This is a genomic window from Chloroflexota bacterium (genome assembly GCA_040902225.1).
GTDB lineage: Bacteria > Chloroflexota > Limnocylindria > QHBO01 > QHBO01 > CF-167.
This window is the reverse complement of sequence record JBBDXT010000002.1, coordinates 252,890-269,258: the sequence shown is the minus strand read 5'-3', so window position 1 is coordinate 269,258 and position 16,369 is coordinate 252,890. Positions and strand designations below refer to the sequence as shown.

Genomic DNA, 16,369 nt, shown 5'->3' with positions numbered 1-16,369 from the left:
GTGCATAACGACCAAGCACGGGCCGCCCCCATCGCCCGCCTCACTGCAGTGCTCACCCAGCGTGCATCTGCGTCAAGTTGGCCGGAGACTCGGCTCCTGCATGGCCTCCGAGCGGCCGTTCTTGTCCGTTGTGCACACCGGATGCACATGCGACCCGCCGCGAGAATCCTGCCGCGCGCCCGAAGTACCTCCCCGCACCGGTACTTCTGCCTGCCTGCCGCGCGTAATCGCCGACCCCCCTCCCCGTTCTGTTGACGTTCATCGGGCGCCGAATCGCCCACCAACGTCATTCATCCGGGAGAACTCGTCGAAATGGACAAAATGGACAAGGCCAGGCGCGTCATCACCGGCTCCGCCTCGAGCGCCTTCGCGGCGCTCTTCATGGTGGGTGCCATCGCCTTCGGCTCGACCGTCATCCGGCCGATGACCATCAACCATGAGCCCGAAGCCACCACTGCCCAGACCGATGACGGCTCCGCCGGCACCGATGGCGGCGCCACCGAGCCGACCGCGGCTGACAAGCCCGACGTTGACTTCCACGACTACTGGAAGCCCGCAACTGAGCCCAAGGAAGAGCCCAAGGAAGAGCCCAAGGAAGAGCCCAAGGCCGAGCAGCCCAAGGAAGAGCCCAAGGAAGAGCCCAAGGAAGAGCCCAAGGAAGAGCCCAAGCCGGATCCGGCGCCGAGCACGAGCCTGAAGCTCAACGCCTTCTTCAACGAGGAGAAGGGCAAGCTCGTCGTCGAGTGGAGCGCCTTCACCGGCGCCTTCGAGAAGTACAAGCTGGTCCGATCGAGCGACGGCGCCGTCTCCTGGCCCGAGGGCGCGGGCGACACGCTGGTCGGCGTCATCGGTCCAGACGAGGCGACCCGTTTCGTCGACTACGACGCGCCATGCGCCAAGGAGCTCCACTACCGCGTCTTCGCCGTCCGACACGGCGAGGAGGGGTACGTGGTCCTGGCCTCGAGCAACGTCGACGCAGCCGCGCGCGCCTGCCCGGAGCCACCGGCCGATCCGGTCGCCCTGGCCTTCGAGACGGGACAGACCGCGGAGGGCGTTCAGCTCTCCTGGCAGCAGTGCACGGATGACCACTTCGTCGTCTACAAGGTCGTCCGCTCGGCGACCAACGCGGATCCGAAGTACCCGCTCAACGACGGCACCGAGCTGATCGGCGTCATCGACAACGCGGGGGTCACCGGCTTCACCGACTCCAACGTGGAGGCGGGGCAGACGTGGACCTATCGGGTCCTGTGCATGGGCCAGAACGGTGGCGGCTGGTACGCCATCGGCCTGACCGCAGCTGTCAGCGTCACGGTCGAGTAGGGACGGCCCATGGAGTGCCGCGGTGGGGTGACGATTGGCGGATTGCCCCACCGCACCCTGCTCCATAGCCTCCTAGGCCGATGGATGGCCCGAACGGCGGAAGCCGCATGGATCGCGACCGGGAGCGGACCCTCGTGGACCGCGCCCGGTCCGACGCTGCCGCGTTCGGGGAGCTTTACGACTTCTACCTGCCACGCATCTATGGCTTCGTCTTTCGCCGGGTGCAGGAGCGTTCCGTGGCCGAGGACCTGACCGCCGCCACCTTCCAGCGCGCGCTGGAGACGCTGCGGCATCGCGAGTTCCGAAACGACGCCTTCGGTGGCTGGCTCTACAAGGTCGCCTCGAACGCCGTGGTCGACCACGTCCGACGTGGCAGCCGACTCACCCACCTGGACGGGACCGATGGCTCCTCCGGCGACGCCTTCGCCGCCGCCCTCGACGCAGACGAGCTGCGTTCCGCCCTCGAGCGCATTGCGCCGGGCCACCGCCAGGTGCTGGCGCTCCGCTTCTACGACGACCTGTCCGCAGACGAGGCGTCCGCCGTGCTCGGTTGCTCGCGCGCCACCTTCGCGGTGCGCCTGCACCGCGCCCTCGCCGCCCTGCGCGGCGCCATGGCCCAGGAGGCGACCGATGCAGCCTGATCGCGATTTCGACCGCCTTCTCGCCGCCGCCGGCTCGCGCGCACGCACCGACCGCGACGCCGCGCCGGACCGCGACTTCGCCGTCGACCTGCGAGACCGGCTGCTGGCCCAGCTGCCGGATGGCTCGCCGGAGCCCCGCACCGGCTGGTCGCTGGGCCACCTCTTCCGGCTGCCGCGCCTCCTGCCGCTCGCCGCCGGCACCCTCCTGCTGGCCGGAGCCGTGGTCGCCGGCCGCGACCTGTACGTCGCTTTGGGGGATCACCCGACGCCGACTCCTGTCCCCAGCCTCGAGGCTACGGCGGCCCCCTCGCTGGAGCTGCCGTCCTCGCTCGCGCCCGTCTTCACTGCGGGCCCGACGCCATCGGCCACCGTGGAGCCGACGGCCGTACCGACGCCGAAGCCCACGCCGGTGCCGACGCCCAAGCCAACCCCGAAGCCAACTCCCAAGCCCACTCCCGTTCCGCCTCCGCCGATGAGCGTCCTGAGCCTGGCCGCGACCGGCTGCCCCGGCGGCGTGGTGCTCGACTGGTCCGTGTACGACGGCGCCGCGGCCTTCAACCACTACCTCACCCTGCGCAGCACCTCCTCCTCCATTCCCAAGGCATACCCGCCGCAGGGCGGCGCGGTGGATCCGGGCGGGACCTACAGCTCCCAGCTCGAGAAGACCTCCGCCGCGGATGCGGAGATCTCCGCCGGGACGACCTACTACTACCGCACCATGGCCTTCAACGCCGCCAACGATGTGATCGCCGCCTCGCCCGTCACCTCGGTCGTGGCCTCCCCGGTCGGCTCGCTCGGCTCCTTGGCGGTTGGCGCCGTCGCGGAGGGGACGAAGATGGCCTGGACCGCGTACTCCGGCTCCGGCGCGTGCTTCACCTATTACAAGGTTGTCTACTCCGAGGAGAATCCGACCCCTTCGTATCTCGGCGGCGACCCCTACCTGGCCGCCCTGGGCGACCCGTCGACGGATCGCTACGTCGCCGGGCCCGAGGAGCTCATTTCCGGCCACACCTACTACCTGCGCGTGCAGGTCATCCGCGCCACCGACCTCGGCGGCTTCCTGGTCGCTCAGACGGACGTCGCCACCTACACCGTCCCCTAGCCACGCCCGCCTTCCGCAAGCTCTGCGGCTTACACCTGGTGTGCATGACACCTAAGAAGGCTCGTGACGGGTCGGCGTCGGATCGGGATCGTGCCGGAAGTTGTCCGCCGTGCACACCGGGCGTGCACCACCGCCTAGCTGGCTTCGGCGCAAGCCCACTCCCGCCTCGACGTTGACCATTGTGCACACGAGGTGTAAGCGGGAAATAACCCAGAGGTAACGACCCTCGCCGATGCTTGGCCGATGGGCGGCCGCATCCGGGTGGTCGACGAAGCATCGATATCTGGGCGCCGGCTCCGGGCGGAGCTCGGGATAGAGCTTCGGAATGCCCGCTTAGCGCGCGGTCTGCGCCAGGCCGACGTGGCTCGAGCGATTGACACTTCGCATGCGACAGTCAGCCGGGTTGACCTCGGCCGTTCGGCCACCTTTTCGATCACCGATCTTGCCCGTCACGGTGCAGCGGTCGGCCTGAGACTCCACGCGCGCTTCTACCCGGCCGGCGGTGGCCTCCGCGATGCCGCCCAACTCGACCTCCTTCGCCGCCTGCGAGCACGAATTGGTGACCGATGGAGCTGGCGGCTCGAGGCACCCCTCAACATCGCCGGTGACCTCCGTGCCTTCGACGCGCTCCTGACCCGTCCCGAAACCACAATCGCTGTCGAGGCGATCACGAGACTCCGCGACGCACAGGCGCAGCTCCGCGCCGCGGCCCTCAAGCAGCGGGATGGCAACGTGCCCCGGCTCGTCCTTCTCATCAAGGCGACGAACCACAACCGTGCTGCCCTCGCCTCAGCCGCGGACGTCCTTGCAACAACCTTCCCACTCAGCACCCGAGCGACCCTCGCGGCCCTGAGCCAAGGTCAGGACCCAGGCGACAACGGAATCGTGTTGCTCTAGCGCTACCATGTCGCTCCCATGACCGTGCCGCAGTTCGGGATCTTCGCGCAGGGGACCATCGCGCACGAATTCATCGAGTTCGACCTGCGACCGGACGTCGACATGGCACGAGCCACAACCGCCCTGAGCCAGCTCCGTGCGCCTGCGGTTGCGGCGGGTGGCGTGAGCCTGGTCATCGGCTTCGGAAGCGAGCTGTGGCGGACCGTCGCGCCTGACGAGGCACCCAGAGACCTGGCCAACTTTGAGCCGATCGGCCGGCCCGGTGGCCACCACGCGCCCGCCACCCAGCACGATTTCTGGCTGTGGATCAGCGGCTCATCCCAGGACGTCGTGTTCGAGCACTCTCGAGCCGCCGTGAAAATGCTCCAAGACGTGGCCACTGTTGCCTCCGAGCAGCCCTGCTTCGTGCATCGCGACAGCCGCGACCTGACCGGGTTCATCGACGGCTCCGCCAACCCGATGACCCACGAAGCCCCGGAGGCCGCCCTCATCCCCGACGGCCAACCCGGCGCCGGCGGCGCCCACGTGCTGGTGATGCGCTGGGTCCACGATCTCGACGCGTTCGAGGCGCTCCCCCGGACGGAGCAGGAACAGGTCTTCGGCCGGTCCAAGCTGTCGAGCATCGAGATGACCGGGGAGGCCCTGCCCGCCGACGCGCACATTGCGCGGGTGCAGATCGACGACGAGGCAGGGGAGGAGCTCCCCATCTACCGTCGCAGCGTCCCGTATGGCACGGTCGCCGAGCATGGCCTGTACTTCGTGGCCTTCTCCGCGGACCGCGCGCGATTCGACCGCATGCTGGCCCGCATGTTTGGCACCGATGCCGACCACCTGCACGACCACCTCACCGATTTCTCGCGCCCGGTCACCGGCTCGTTCTACTTCGCCCCCTCGCTCACCACCCTGGCCGAGCTGTCCGACCGATGGAGTGCCGCCCTCGATCCCGTCGCCATGTCCGAGCAGCCCGCGCCCGATAACTGTGCGCGACTGCGCGTATGACAAGGGACCGATGCCTCCGCCCCTTCAAGGCGCCGGTGGCCGGGCCCCCACACCAGGCCCAGGCCGTCCGGCGCGCAGATCCAAGCTCAGGGCAGCGTCGCCCGAGGCTCGCGAGGCCACGGAAGACCCCCGAAACATGTCCACACCCCCTCCACATTCCGTCCACGGCCCAGACCCGCCACTCCACAATAGATAGCGCACCCATCCCGCCGGACCCACCACATCTTGTGGTTTTGGGCTTGACGCGTCATCTGGCGAGACGTACACTGAACGTCCGAAAACGCGGCGTCCCGCCTACTTCTCCAACCCCCTCGAGCACGAAGGAATCGACCCGATGCCACGCTCCGCCACCCCCTCAGAGCCCGCGGTCAAGCACACCGACGGCAACGGCCGCAGCACGAATGGGCACGGAACGGGGGCAAAGCAGACAGGCTACCGCCAGCTGAAGCCGGGTGAGCGGAAGACCTGGAAGGGCCTCAGCATCGAGCGCCGATTCACCCGCACAGGCGTCGATCCGTATGACACGGTCGAGTGGGAGACGCGCGAGGCGGTCATCACCAACGAGCACGGCAAGACCGTCTTCGAGCAGAAGAACCTGGACTTCCCCAAGTCCTGGTCGCAGCTCGCGACCCAGGTGACCGCATCCAAATACTTCCGCGGCCACCTCGGCACGCCGGAGCGCGAGCACAGCGTGCGCCAGATGATCGGCCGCGTCGTGGACACCATCACCGGCTGGGGTCAGAAGGACGCCTACTTCGCCACCCCGGAGGACGGAGCAACCTTCCACGCCGAGCTGACCGACATCCTGCTCAAGCAGCGCGCCGCCTTCAACTCGCCGGTCTGGTTCAACGTGGGGATCGACGAGCACCCGCAGTGCTCCGCCTGCTTCATCAACTCGGTCGACGACACCATGGACAGCATCCTGACCCTGGCCCACACCGAGGGGATGCTCTTCAAGTTCGGCTCCGGCACGGGATCCAACCTCTCCACCATCCGCTCCAAGACGGAGGGGCTCAAGGGCGGCGGCTCCGCCTCCGGCCCGGTCTCCTTCATGAAGGGCTTCGACGCCTTCGCCGGCGTGATCAAGTCCGGCGGCAAGACCCGAAGAGCCGCAAAGATGGTGATCCTCAACATCGGGCACCCCGATATCGAGGAGTTCATCGACTGCAAGATGAAGGAAGAGAAGAAGGCCTGGGCCCTCATCGACGCCGGCTATGACGGCAACTTCAACGGTGGCGAGGCGTACGAATCGGTCTTCTTCCAGAACTCCAACAACTCCGTGCGGGTCACCGACGAGTTCATGGAGGCGGTCGAGAAGGACGGCGAGTGGACCACCCACGCGGTGACGACCGGTAAGCCGATGGATACCTTCAAGGCCCGATCCCTCCTCAACAAGATGGCCGAGGCGGCCTGGGTCTGCGGCGACCCCGGGATCCAGTACCACGACACGGCCAACCTCTGGAGCCCTGTTTCAAACACCCACACGATCCACGCTACAAATCCATGCGGTGAGTACCAGCATATCGACGATTCAGCTTGTAACCTCGCGAGTTTGAATCTGATGAAGTTCCTGACCGATGACGGCGAATTTGCGATCGAGGACTTCAGGCACGCGGTGAGGATCGTCTTCACGGCCCAGGAGATTCTGGTCAGCAACGCCTCGTACCCGACGCCGAAGATCGAGAAGAACTCGCACGACTTCCGGCCCATCGGGATCGGCTACGCCAACCTGGGCGCGCTGCTCATGAACCGCGGTCTGGCCTACGACTCGGATGAAGGCACAACCTACGCGGCAGCGATAACGGCGCTCATGCAGGCAGAATCCGCCCTTCAGTCCGCACGCATCGCTCGCGACCAGGGTGGCCCATTCAATGGCTATGCCCCGAACCGGGAGCCCTACCTCAAGGTCATGGGCATGCACCGCGAGGCAGCCTACCGGATCGACCGCCAGCGTGTGCCAGTTGACCTGATGGACACTGTCCTCACCGCCTGGGACGACGCTGTGGCGTTGGGCGAGCAAGCGGGTTACCGCAACTCCCAGATGAGCGTGCTGGCCCCCACCGGCTGCCTGACTGGCAACTCCCTGGTCCTGACCGATCGCGGCCTGGTCCGCCTCCGCAGCCTCGGCAACCCTGATGGCGCGCATTGGCAGGACCTCGACGCCAAGGTGGCGACCGACGACGGGCCGCGACCGGCGACGAAGTTCTTCGTGAACGGCGCCGAGCCGGCGGTCACGATCAAGACCAACCGCGGCTATCGGATCCAGGGCACGCCGACCCACCGCATCAAGGTGGTGGACGGGAACGGCAACTGGCAGTGGCGGCGGTTCGCGGACGTTCGGTCCGGCGACCGGGTGCCGCTGATGCTCGGAGGCATGATCGGCGAGCCGCGCGAGGTGGCGCTGCCGCCGCTGGCGGAGGCCTACTGGACCTCCGACCACACCACCTTCGTGCCGCGCTACATGAGCGCGGACCTGGCCGAGGTGCTCGGCTACTTCATGGGCGACGGCTCCCTGCATACCAAGGGCCTGCGCTTCTGCGTTACCGCCTCCGACACTGATGTCGTCGAGCGCCTGGTCAGCTTGGGCCGCAGCCTGTTCGGACTGGAGGCGGCTGTCGCAGACCGCGAGGGCTACACCGAGGTTGCCTTCCATTCGGTCCGCCTGACCCTGTGGTGGGAGGCGTGCGGGTTCGCCAAGCGCGCACCGCACAGCGAGCATCGCGGCAAGGGCTACGAGAGCCACATCCCGGACGCGGTTCTGTACTCCAACGACCCGGCCGTCTACCGCGCCTTCGTGCGGGGACTGTACGAGGCCGATGGCAACACCAACCATGGCTACGCCTACTGGGCGACCGTCTCCGAGCAGTTCAGCTACGACGTCCAGTCGCTGCTGCTGGCGCTAGGCTTCGTGACTACCCGCAAGACCGATCAGCCGGGCGCTGGGCACAAGGGTCCCAACCCGATCCACTACCTGCGACTGCTCAACGCAAACACTGCCGGCCGGTTCCTGGACGAGATCGGCTTCATCTCGGCGCGCAAGACCGATGCGCTGGCGGCCACCACAGGTGACCATCCACAGACTGCCAAGGGCGACCTGGTCCCGCTGGACCGCGGCCTGATCGACCGGCTGGCGCCGGATAACGATCACCTGCGCAAGACGATGCTGCTGTCGCTGTCACGGACCGGCCTGGTCACCCGTCGGTCGGCCACCGCCCTGGCGGAGCGCATCGAGGATGCGGAGCTCGAGCAGACGCTCGGCTACTTCTACGACGAGATCGCCTCAGCCGAGTTGGGCGAGGAGCAGCTGACCTACGACATCAGCGTGCCGGCCAACGTGACCTACGTGGCCAACGGCTTCGTGAGCCACAACACCATCGCCTTCCTGATGGACTGCGACACGACCGGCGTCGAGCCTGATATCGCCCTGGTCAAGTACAAGAGGCTGGTCGGCGGCGGCTACCTGAAGATCGTCAACCAGACGGTGCCGCACGCCCTGCGCGAGCTGGGCTACGACGCCCGCCAGACCGAGGAGATCGTCGCCTACATCGACGAGCACGAGACGATCGAGGGCGCGCCGCACCTGAAGGACGAGCACCTGTCGGTCTTCGACTGCGCCTTCAAGCCGGCCAACGGCAACCGGTCGATCCACTACAACGGCCACCTCAAGATGATGGCCGCGGTGCAGCCGTTCATCAGCGGGGCGATCAGCAAGACGGTCAACATGCCGGAGGCTTCGACGGCCGAGGAGATCGCGCAGGTCTACATCGACGGCTGGAAGCTGGGCCTCAAGGCGATCGCGGTCTACCGCGACAACTCGAAGCGGTCGCAGCCGCTGAACACGAAGAAGGAGGGCGGGGACGCGGTCGAAGCCGGTGCCGTGGCATCGGTCCCGGAAGCGCCCAAGCCGTATCGGCGCCGGCTGCCGGACGAGCGGGCTGCCTTCACCCACAAGTTCAACGTGGCGGGGCACGAGGGCTACCTGACGGTCGGCCTGTACGAGGACGGCCAGCCGGGCGAGATCTTCCTGAAGATGGCCAAGGAGGGGTCGACCATCTCCGGGCTGATGGACGCCTTCGCCACCGCGGTCAGCGTGGCGCTCCAGTACGGCGTGCCGCTGAAGGACCTGGTCAACAAGTTCAGCCACCTGCGCTTCGAGCCGGCGGGGTTCACGACCAACCGGGATATCCCGATGGCGAAGTCACTCATCGACTACGTGTTCAGGTATCTGGCGACCAAGTTCCTGAGCAGGGATGAGCAGGATGTGGTCGGGATCATCAATCGGCAGATGACTCTCTCTGATGCACCAGCTGTGACAGCTGATGCGGCGCCGGACACCACACCCTCGGCTGGCTTCGCGACAGCCTCGGGCGCGGCGTCCGACACCGCCTCCCCTAGCTCAGTTGAGGCTTCGGGGCAGGATGCTTTGGCGACGGATGAGGCGACGACGTCTGGCTCTTCCACCACTGAAGCGAGTCAGGCAGCACCGGATTCAGTGCCTGGCATCCTGGACGGGTTGAAGGTTGTGGCCAGTAATGGGCATGCGGCGGGTCGGGAGGAGCGACTGGAGAAGGGGCAGCCGACGGTGATCTTCGATACCGCGGACAGCCCCTCCTGCTCGGACTGCGGCTCGATCATGGTCCGCAACGGGAGCTGTTACAAGTGCCTCAACTGCGGCTCGACGAGCGGGTGTAGCTGACCCGGGTCCAGATAATCGGCCGCTAACGCGCCGGTAAGGGGCGGGGAGCATCCTCCCCGCTCCTTCGCTGTGTGACGAGATGGATTGGATGAGTTCCCCCTGAATACCAATGGGATCCCACAAAGAACAGGCGCAACCTTGCAAGACATGGGGTGACCTTCGAGTCCGCGTCTTCGGCCTTCGCGGACCATCGCGCTGTCATCACGTTTGACGCGCGCCACTCACAATCGGAGGTGCGGCAGCGGCTGATTGGCAGAACACAGCACGGAGCCATCGTTGTCGTTGCGTTCACAGAACGAGGCACTAACATTCGGATCATCTCCGCACGGCCTGCCACGCCGCAGGAACGAAGACGCTATGAAGCAGACCCACGACGACGACGAGGAAGAGGCTGACCTCCAGAAGCCATTCGACTTCAGCCGGGCACGGCCAAACCCCTACGTTCGATTCGCCGCCCGCGCCAAGGGCCACTTCCGAGAGGTGACCGATGAGGAGGACGCCAGGCGCACTGCGGCTCCGCTTCGGCCGAAGCGCGTAGCGAAGAAGGGCTGAATTGCCCGTAGACTGATCGCGCACCCCCGACAGTTTCGACTGTTGGCCGCGAGGCCGCCGCAAGGCGGCCTCAGCATTTCAACCGGTGATCAGGGCAAGCGCGGCGGTTGGGCGGCGAGGCGGCTGATCTCGTCGATACGGCTGGGGTCGGACAGCAGGCCCCTCACCAACAGCAAGGCCACGTGGTCCGCGAGAAGGCTCCCTTCGCCGCGTCCTCCGCTCTGGAGCGTGAGGGCTCGGACCAGGATGCCGGCGATCGCCTGTCGCACCAGCGCCGCGGGGATCTGGATGAACTCGCCGCTGGCGATCCCATCGGCAACAATGCCTTGCACCACGTCGTGCAATTCGTCGCGCAATCGGGCCCACCTGGCGAAGTCCGACGAGCCGATGACCTCCTCGTTGTAGATGGCGCTCAGGTTGTAGGGCGCGCTCGACAGGTGCCCAACGTCGTAGAGCAGGTACCGATACAGCCGCACCGCTGCGGGCTCGGGCAGCGCGGCGATCTCCTTGACCTGCGGCAGGGCAAGTCCGAGGTCCCATTCGAGCAGCCCCTCGGCGATGGTCCCCTTCGACGGGAAGTGATGAAAGAGGGACGGCTGGCGCACGCCGACCGCCGCGGCGATCTCGCGGGTGGTGGTGCCGTGGAACCCCTGCTGGGCGAACAGCTCGGCGGCAACGAACAGGATCCGCTCGCGAGTCGACCTGGCGGGCGTGGACGAGCGACCAACGGCGAGTCCCTTCGTGGTGGCGGTCACCGGTCGACCTCCTCCACGTCCTCGTACCAGGGCACGCGCGTGCCGATTCGGGCGCGCAGCCGCCAGCGCGTGGTCTTGGGCGCGGCCTCGATCGCCTCCGCGAGCTCCCGCGCGCGTGCGCGAACGGTCGCGGCGACCTCTCCCGACAACGCCGAGTAGCGTTCCACCGCCTCGCCCAGCTTGGCGAGGTTGGCCAGGGTGGTGTGAAAGAACCCCCAGTCGGCGGCCATGATGCCGGCGATGTAGGCCAGGTCGATTTGGTCCTCCCCTGGCCCGAAGCCGGCGGCCCCCAGCAGGACCACCATGTCGATCAGGTCGTTCTCCGTGATCCGATGGATCTGGAGCTTGGAGAGAAGCAGGTCGGCCAGTGAGACAGTTCGCTCGTCGCGCTCGAGGCGCCCGGCGAAGGTGATGGTGTGGGCCATCACCAGCTCGTCCAGGAATACGTCCACCTTGTGACCGATGGCATCGGTGTAGATCAGGCGCTTGACGCCCCACTCGCGACTGTTGCGCACGGCGGGATGCAGGAGGTAGCCGCGTGACGCGAATAGCTTCTCGATCGGCTCCGCCTGTGTCGAATAGCCCACGAAATCGATGTCGCGCGGCACGCGCCGGCCGAGCAGCTCCGTCAGGTGGCGGGTCGTCTCACAGCGGAGACTGACCGCCAGCGAGCCGATGAGGCGCAGCGTCACGCCCAGCCTGGCAGCCTCGTCCTGCAGGAGGCTCGCCTCGACGCTAACCGGCGATGGAATCACTCTTGACAGTCCCGCGAGTCGGGGGCTATGTTCATCGCGTCAGCCTATCGCCCGATAGGCTGGGTGGCAAGAGCGACGCGGTGCGGAACGGACGAGGGTGCGCATCTACTTCTGCTCGGATATCCATGCATCTCGGAAATGCTGGAAGAAGTTCCTGAATACCGCGTCGGTGTACGGGGCGGACCACATTATCGTCGGGGGTGACATCACCGGGAAGTTCGTGGTCCCGATCGTCGAGGGAGCCGGTGGCAAGCGAACCGCGACCTTCATGGGGGTGGCTCGGACGGCGGAGACGAGGGATGAGCTGGATCGGCTCAGGACCTGGATCGCAGATGCTGGGCAATACGTCTTCGAGGGCACCCAGGACGAGGTCGATGCTCAAGGTGCGGATCAGCAGAGCATCGACGAGCTCTTTCGCCGGCTCGCGCTGGAACGCGTGCAGGAGTGGATCGACGAGGCGGAGACGAAGTTGAGCGGCAGCGGCGTGCGGGTCTTCGTCTCGGGCGCCAACGACGACATCCTCGAGGTGGACGACCTGCTGGCCGCCTCGAGCCTCATCGAGGATCCCAACGGCAAGGTGATCGACCTGGATGACGACCTGCAGATCATGGGCATCGGCTGGGGCAATCCGACCCCGTGGGCCTGCCCGCGCGACGTCTCGGAGGAGGAGCTGGGGGCGCGCATCGACGAGGTGGCGGCCACGGTCCGCGACCCGGGTCGCACGGTCTTCAGCCTCCACGTTCCGCCGCTTGGCAGCGGGCTCGATCTGGCACCGCGGCTCGACGCCGAACTACGACCGCAGCTCACCGCCACGGGCGTCGAAATGATCAACGTCGGCAGCAGCGCCACGCGCGACGCGATCCTGCGCTACCGGCCGCTGATCGGCCTGCACGGTCACATCCACGAATCGAAAGGAGTGAAGAAGCTCGACGGGGTGACGATCGCGAACCCCGGCAGTCAGTACGCGGAGGGGATCCTGGATGGCCTGCTGGTCCAGATCGACGGCGGCAGGCTCACCGATGTCACGTTGGTGTCAGGTTAGGTAGGGAGAGGCAGCAGATGACCGGAATTCCAACCACGCCGGGGGTGTTCACACGGGCCAGCTCAGGCCTGGTTCGGCAGGTGCGCACAGCGGATGTCTTCTTCTTCGGCTTCACAACCATCGCCCTGTCATACATCGTCTTCACCATCGCGGTGTGGGGCGCGTACCCCGGCGCCTCCATGGAGCTGGGGACGCTGATCGCGATCGTTGGTGCGGCGGGGATCGGCGGCAGCTACGCCCTCTTCGCCAGCATGTATCCGCGCTCGGGTGGCGAGTACGTCTTCCTGTCGCGGACCCTGCACCCAGCGGCTGGGTTCATGCTGAGCTTCTCGTTCGCGTTCTGGCAGATGTTCTATCTCGGCCTGAACGGCGCATTCCTGGCCCAGTTCGCGATCAGCCCCACCCTGGCCGGCATCGCCGTCCAGGCCGAGAGCCAGGCTCTGCTGGATTTCGCCAACTGGACGGGGAGCGGTTGGGGCCTGTTCCTGATTGGACTCGCGATGATCGTGAGCATGTCGTGGCTTCACTACCGAGGGGCGGCCGTCTACTTCCGCTGGCAGAAGTGGGCCGCCTGGCTGGCGATCGGGAGCCTGGGCGTGACAGTGGTGGCGCTGGCCCTCGCGGCCATCGGCGCCCTCGACTTCAAGTCCAACTTCGATGCGCTGGCCGGCGCCGGCGCGTATGACCAGGTGCTGGCCGATGGAGAGGCCGCTGGCGTCCTGCCGGCAGCTCCCTTTGACCTGGGCCAGACCCTCAACTACGTCCTGTGGCCCGCCTTCTCGATCTGGTTCGCGATCACCGCCACCTCGTTCGCCGGTGAGGTGAAGAACGCGCAGCGCGGGATGGTGGTCGGGATCGTCAGCTCGCAGGTGCTGACCGGAGTCGTATTCATCGTGCTGATGTTCCTGTACCGCGGCGCGTTCGGGAACGACTTCGTCCTCGCCTCGGCGGGTGGCGTGCCACTGGACGCGCCCCCCTTCGTGCCGTTCTTCACCGCCATCGCCGGCGGCAATGTCCTGCTGTCGGTGGTGATGAGCGTCTGGGTGATTGCGATCGCCATCTTCGTGGGCGGGACCGTCCTCCCGTACACGACCCGGACCCTGCTGGCCTGGGGCATCGACGGGATGGCTCCGGCAGCCGTGGCTGAGGTCAACGAGCGCAATCACTCGCCGCACTGGGCGATCGTGGTCAGCGCGGTGGTCGGGACGGCGGTGCTGGCAATGTACGCCTTCACCGACTGGCTGACGATCGTGTCGGGCTTCTTCGCCTTCGCGGTGAGCTTCTGTGTCGTCTGTCTCTGGGCGCTGGTCTTCCCGTTCGTCAGGCGCGACAAGTTCGAGAACTCGCCCATCGCCAAGCGCTGGGCCGGGATCCCGGTGCTTTCGATCGCCGGATTGGTGGGCGGCGTGTTCAGCCTGTTCGGGGCGTACCGGCTCACCCAGGACAAGGTCTTCGTGCTGGATCAGGGCGTGATGGTGGGCGGTGCGGTCGCCGTGTTCGTGGCCGGACTGGTCTGGTATTTCGTGGCAGTGGCGTACCGTCGCTCGCAGGGCGTGGATATCGCCGCGCGCTACCGCGAGATCCCGATCGAGTAACGTGCTGGGGCCGGTGCGCGTGCGCCGGCCCCAGGCCCGACCCCACGGAGCTCCGATGACATCGCTGCTCGACCGCTATCGGCTCATGGCTCGCATGCGGGCGTTTGAAGACGCCTGCGCGGAAGGGATCCGCAGTGGCGAGCTGCGAGGCGAGCTGCACCTGGCGCAGGGCCAGGAGGGCATCGCGGCGGGGATGGTCGACGCGCTGCGCCCAGACGACTGGATGGTGAGCAATCACCGCCCGCACCTGCATGCCATCGCCAAGGGGGTGCCTCTCTTCCCGCTTATGGCCGAGATCTACGAGAAGGCGGTCGGGCTGGCCGGCGGCAAGGGCGGCCACCTGCACCTGTTCGACCCGGACCATCGCTTCTCGACGACCGGCATTGTTGGCTCGTCGCTACCGGTGGCGCTGGGCCACGCATACGCCGCCCGCCTGCAGGAGACCGATGACGTCGCGATCGGCATCACCGGCGATGGGGGAACGAACACGGGCCAGTTCCACGAGACGCTGAACATGGCGGCCATCTGGTCGCTGCCGCTGGTGGTGCTGGTGGAGAACAACGAGTACGCGATCTCCGTGCCGGCCTCGGAGGTGATCGCACCGCCGGGGATCGCCGGGCGGGCGGCCGCGTACGGCGCCTGGGGGCGACGGGTGAACGGCATCGATGTGGAGGCCTTCGCCGCCGCCTTCGACGAGGCGGTCGCACATGCCCGAAGCGGGGCGGGACCCGCGCTCCTGGAGGCAACCTGCCACCGCTTCCGCGGCCATTACGAGGGGGATCCGGACGTCTACCGCTCACCAGCAGCCCACGCGGAAATGGCGGCGACCGGCGACCCGATCCTGATCGCGAGGGCGCGGCTGCTCGAGCGTGCCGAGGCGGACGAGTCGAGCCTGGACCGCATCCTCCGCGAGGCCACCATTGAGATGGCCGACCTGCTGGAATCGGTGCGAGCCGCACCGGCGCCTGACCCCGCCAATGCCCTCACCGATGTCTTCGCAAGGGCGGAGCCGTGACGCTGCGCGCCAACGCGAACCTGTCCGAGCTGATCGCGCAGACGATGGAGATGGAGATGGAGCGCGATCCGCGCACGCTCCTCATCGGTGAGGATGTCGGCTACTCGGGTGGCACGTTCGGGGCCAGCCGTCGGCTCTTCCGGCGCTTCGGTGAGTGGCGGGTGCGCGACACGCCGATCTCCGAGATGGGCTTCACGGGGATGGCAGTGGGGCTCGCGATGAGCGGATGGCGGCCGATCGTCGAGATCATGTTCACCGACTTCTTCGGCGTCTGCCTGGAGCAGATCTACAACGCGGTCGCCAAGAACCGGTACATGTCCGGTGGCAGGGTCGCCATGCCGATCACCATCCGGGCCGCGGGCGGCGCGATCGGTGTGGCGGCTCAGCACTCCCAGACGTTGTGGGGCATGCTCGCGCACCTGCCTGGCCTCAAGGTGGTGGCCCCTAGCAACCCGTATGACTACCGCGGCATGCTGGCGGCAGCCATCGAGGACGACGACCCGGTGGTGGTCATCGAGCACAAGGGCGTCTATCTCGAGAAGATCAGCGACTTCGCGCTTGGGACGACCATCCCCGAAGGCCGATACACCGTGCCCATCGGTCAGGCGGCAGTCGTGCGGCCGGGCGGCGACCTGACCATCGCCACGCTGTCGACCATGGTCGAGCGCAGCCTCGCAGCGGCCGGGATTCTCGCTGCCGAAGGGATCGAGGCGGAGATCGTGGACCTGCGCTCCGTAGTCCCGCTGGACCACGAGACGGTCGTGGCGTCCGTGGCTCGCACCGGGCGGCTGCTGGTGGTCGACGAGGACTACCAGAGCTTCGGACTTTCAGGTGAGCTGGTATCGCGGACTGTCGAAGCGCTCGGCCCCAGCGGGGTGCGCGGACTGCGCCGCTTGGCGGAGCCCGACGTCCCCATCCCGGCGGCAAAGTCGCTGGAAGACGAGGTGATCCCCTCGGTGGCTGCCATCGCGAGAGTTGCGCGCGAACTGGTGGCCTAGGA

At 67.0% G+C, this 16,369-nt stretch carries 13 protein-coding genes and 1 pseudogene; 12 read left to right on the top strand and 2 right to left on the bottom strand.

Annotation, left to right across the window (positions count from 1 at the left end):
• Window positions 1-312 precede the first annotated feature (312 nt).
• From WEB29_01490 to WEB29_01455, 8 genes and pseudogenes are all read left to right on the top strand, one after another.
• The gene (locus WEB29_01490) at window positions 313-1,320 is read left to right on the top strand and encodes a hypothetical protein (protein ID MEX2135619.1); all 1,008 of its coding nucleotides are present in this window, start codon (window positions 313-315) and stop codon (window positions 1,318-1,320) included.
• Window positions 1,321-1,400: 80 nt separating this feature from the next.
• Window positions 1,401-1,961 (top strand): sigma-70 family RNA polymerase sigma factor, encoded by a 561-nt coding sequence (locus tag WEB29_01485; GenBank protein ID MEX2135618.1) that lies wholly within the window; start codon window positions 1,401-1,403, stop codon window positions 1,959-1,961.
• Window positions 1,951-3,063 (top strand): hypothetical protein, encoded by a 1,113-nt coding sequence (locus WEB29_01480; GenBank protein MEX2135617.1) that lies wholly within the window; start codon window positions 1,951-1,953, stop codon window positions 3,061-3,063. Before WEB29_01485 ends, WEB29_01480 begins: the two co-directional genes overlap by 11 nt.
• A 243-nt stretch (window positions 3,064-3,306) precedes the next feature.
• On the top strand, window positions 3,307-3,960 hold the full coding sequence (locus tag WEB29_01475) for a helix-turn-helix transcriptional regulator (GenBank protein ID MEX2135616.1): 654 nt from the start codon (window positions 3,307-3,309) through the stop codon (window positions 3,958-3,960).
• Between the two features lie 18 nt (window positions 3,961-3,978).
• Complete coding sequence (locus tag WEB29_01470) at window positions 3,979-4,959, top strand: Dyp-type peroxidase (protein ID MEX2135615.1); 981 nt, start codon at window positions 3,979-3,981, stop codon at window positions 4,957-4,959.
• A 334-nt stretch (window positions 4,960-5,293) separates the two neighbouring features.
• Window positions 5,294-9,655, top strand: coding sequence for an adenosylcobalamin-dependent ribonucleoside-diphosphate reductase (locus WEB29_01465; GenBank protein ID MEX2135614.1), 4,362 nt, complete (start codon window positions 5,294-5,296; stop codon window positions 9,653-9,655).
• A gap of 122 nt (window positions 9,656-9,777) precedes the next feature.
• Window positions 9,778-10,050, top strand: a pseudogene (locus WEB29_01460) (BrnT family toxin).
• Window positions 10,013-10,207, top strand: coding sequence for a hypothetical protein (locus WEB29_01455; protein ID MEX2135613.1), 195 nt, complete (start codon window positions 10,013-10,015; stop codon window positions 10,205-10,207). The pseudogene WEB29_01460 and the gene WEB29_01455 overlap by 38 nt, the downstream one beginning before the upstream one ends.
• 89 nt (window positions 10,208-10,296) lie before the next feature.
• Here the strand turns inward: WEB29_01455 and WEB29_01450 are convergent, their stop codons facing one another.
• Both WEB29_01450 and WEB29_01445 read right to left on the bottom strand, forming a co-directional pair.
• Window positions 10,297-10,962, bottom strand: coding sequence for a TetR/AcrR family transcriptional regulator (locus WEB29_01450; protein MEX2135612.1), 666 nt, complete (start codon window positions 10,960-10,962; stop codon window positions 10,297-10,299).
• Window positions 10,959-11,654 carry a hypothetical protein gene (locus WEB29_01445; GenBank protein ID MEX2135611.1) on the bottom strand — a complete coding sequence of 232 codons (696 nt, stop codon included), beginning with the start codon at window positions 11,652-11,654 and terminating at the stop codon, window positions 10,959-10,961. Before WEB29_01445 ends, WEB29_01450 begins: the two co-directional genes overlap by 4 nt.
• Window positions 11,655-11,814: 160 nt before the next feature.
• Here WEB29_01445 and WEB29_01440 point away from each other — a divergent pair, with 160 nt between their 5' ends.
• The 4 genes from WEB29_01440 to WEB29_01425 are packed head-to-tail and all read left to right on the top strand — an operon-like array spanning window position 11,815 to window position 16,367.
• A complete protein-coding gene (locus WEB29_01440; GenBank protein ID MEX2135610.1) occupies window positions 11,815-12,759 on the top strand; it encodes a metallophosphoesterase in 945 nt (314 codons plus the stop codon).
• A 17-nt stretch (window positions 12,760-12,776) separates the two neighbouring features.
• A complete protein-coding gene (locus WEB29_01435; GenBank protein ID MEX2135609.1) occupies window positions 12,777-14,354 on the top strand; it encodes an APC family permease in 1,578 nt (525 codons plus the stop codon).
• A 55-nt stretch (window positions 14,355-14,409) separates the two neighbouring features.
• On the top strand, window positions 14,410-15,369 hold the full coding sequence (locus tag WEB29_01430; protein MEX2135608.1) for a thiamine pyrophosphate-dependent dehydrogenase E1 component subunit alpha: 960 nt from the start codon (window positions 14,410-14,412) through the stop codon (window positions 15,367-15,369).
• Window positions 15,366-16,367, top strand: coding sequence for a transketolase C-terminal domain-containing protein (locus WEB29_01425; protein ID MEX2135607.1), 1,002 nt, complete (start codon window positions 15,366-15,368; stop codon window positions 16,365-16,367). The genes WEB29_01430 and WEB29_01425 overlap by 4 nt, the downstream gene beginning before the upstream one ends.
• Window positions 16,368-16,369: the final 2 nt, after the last annotated feature.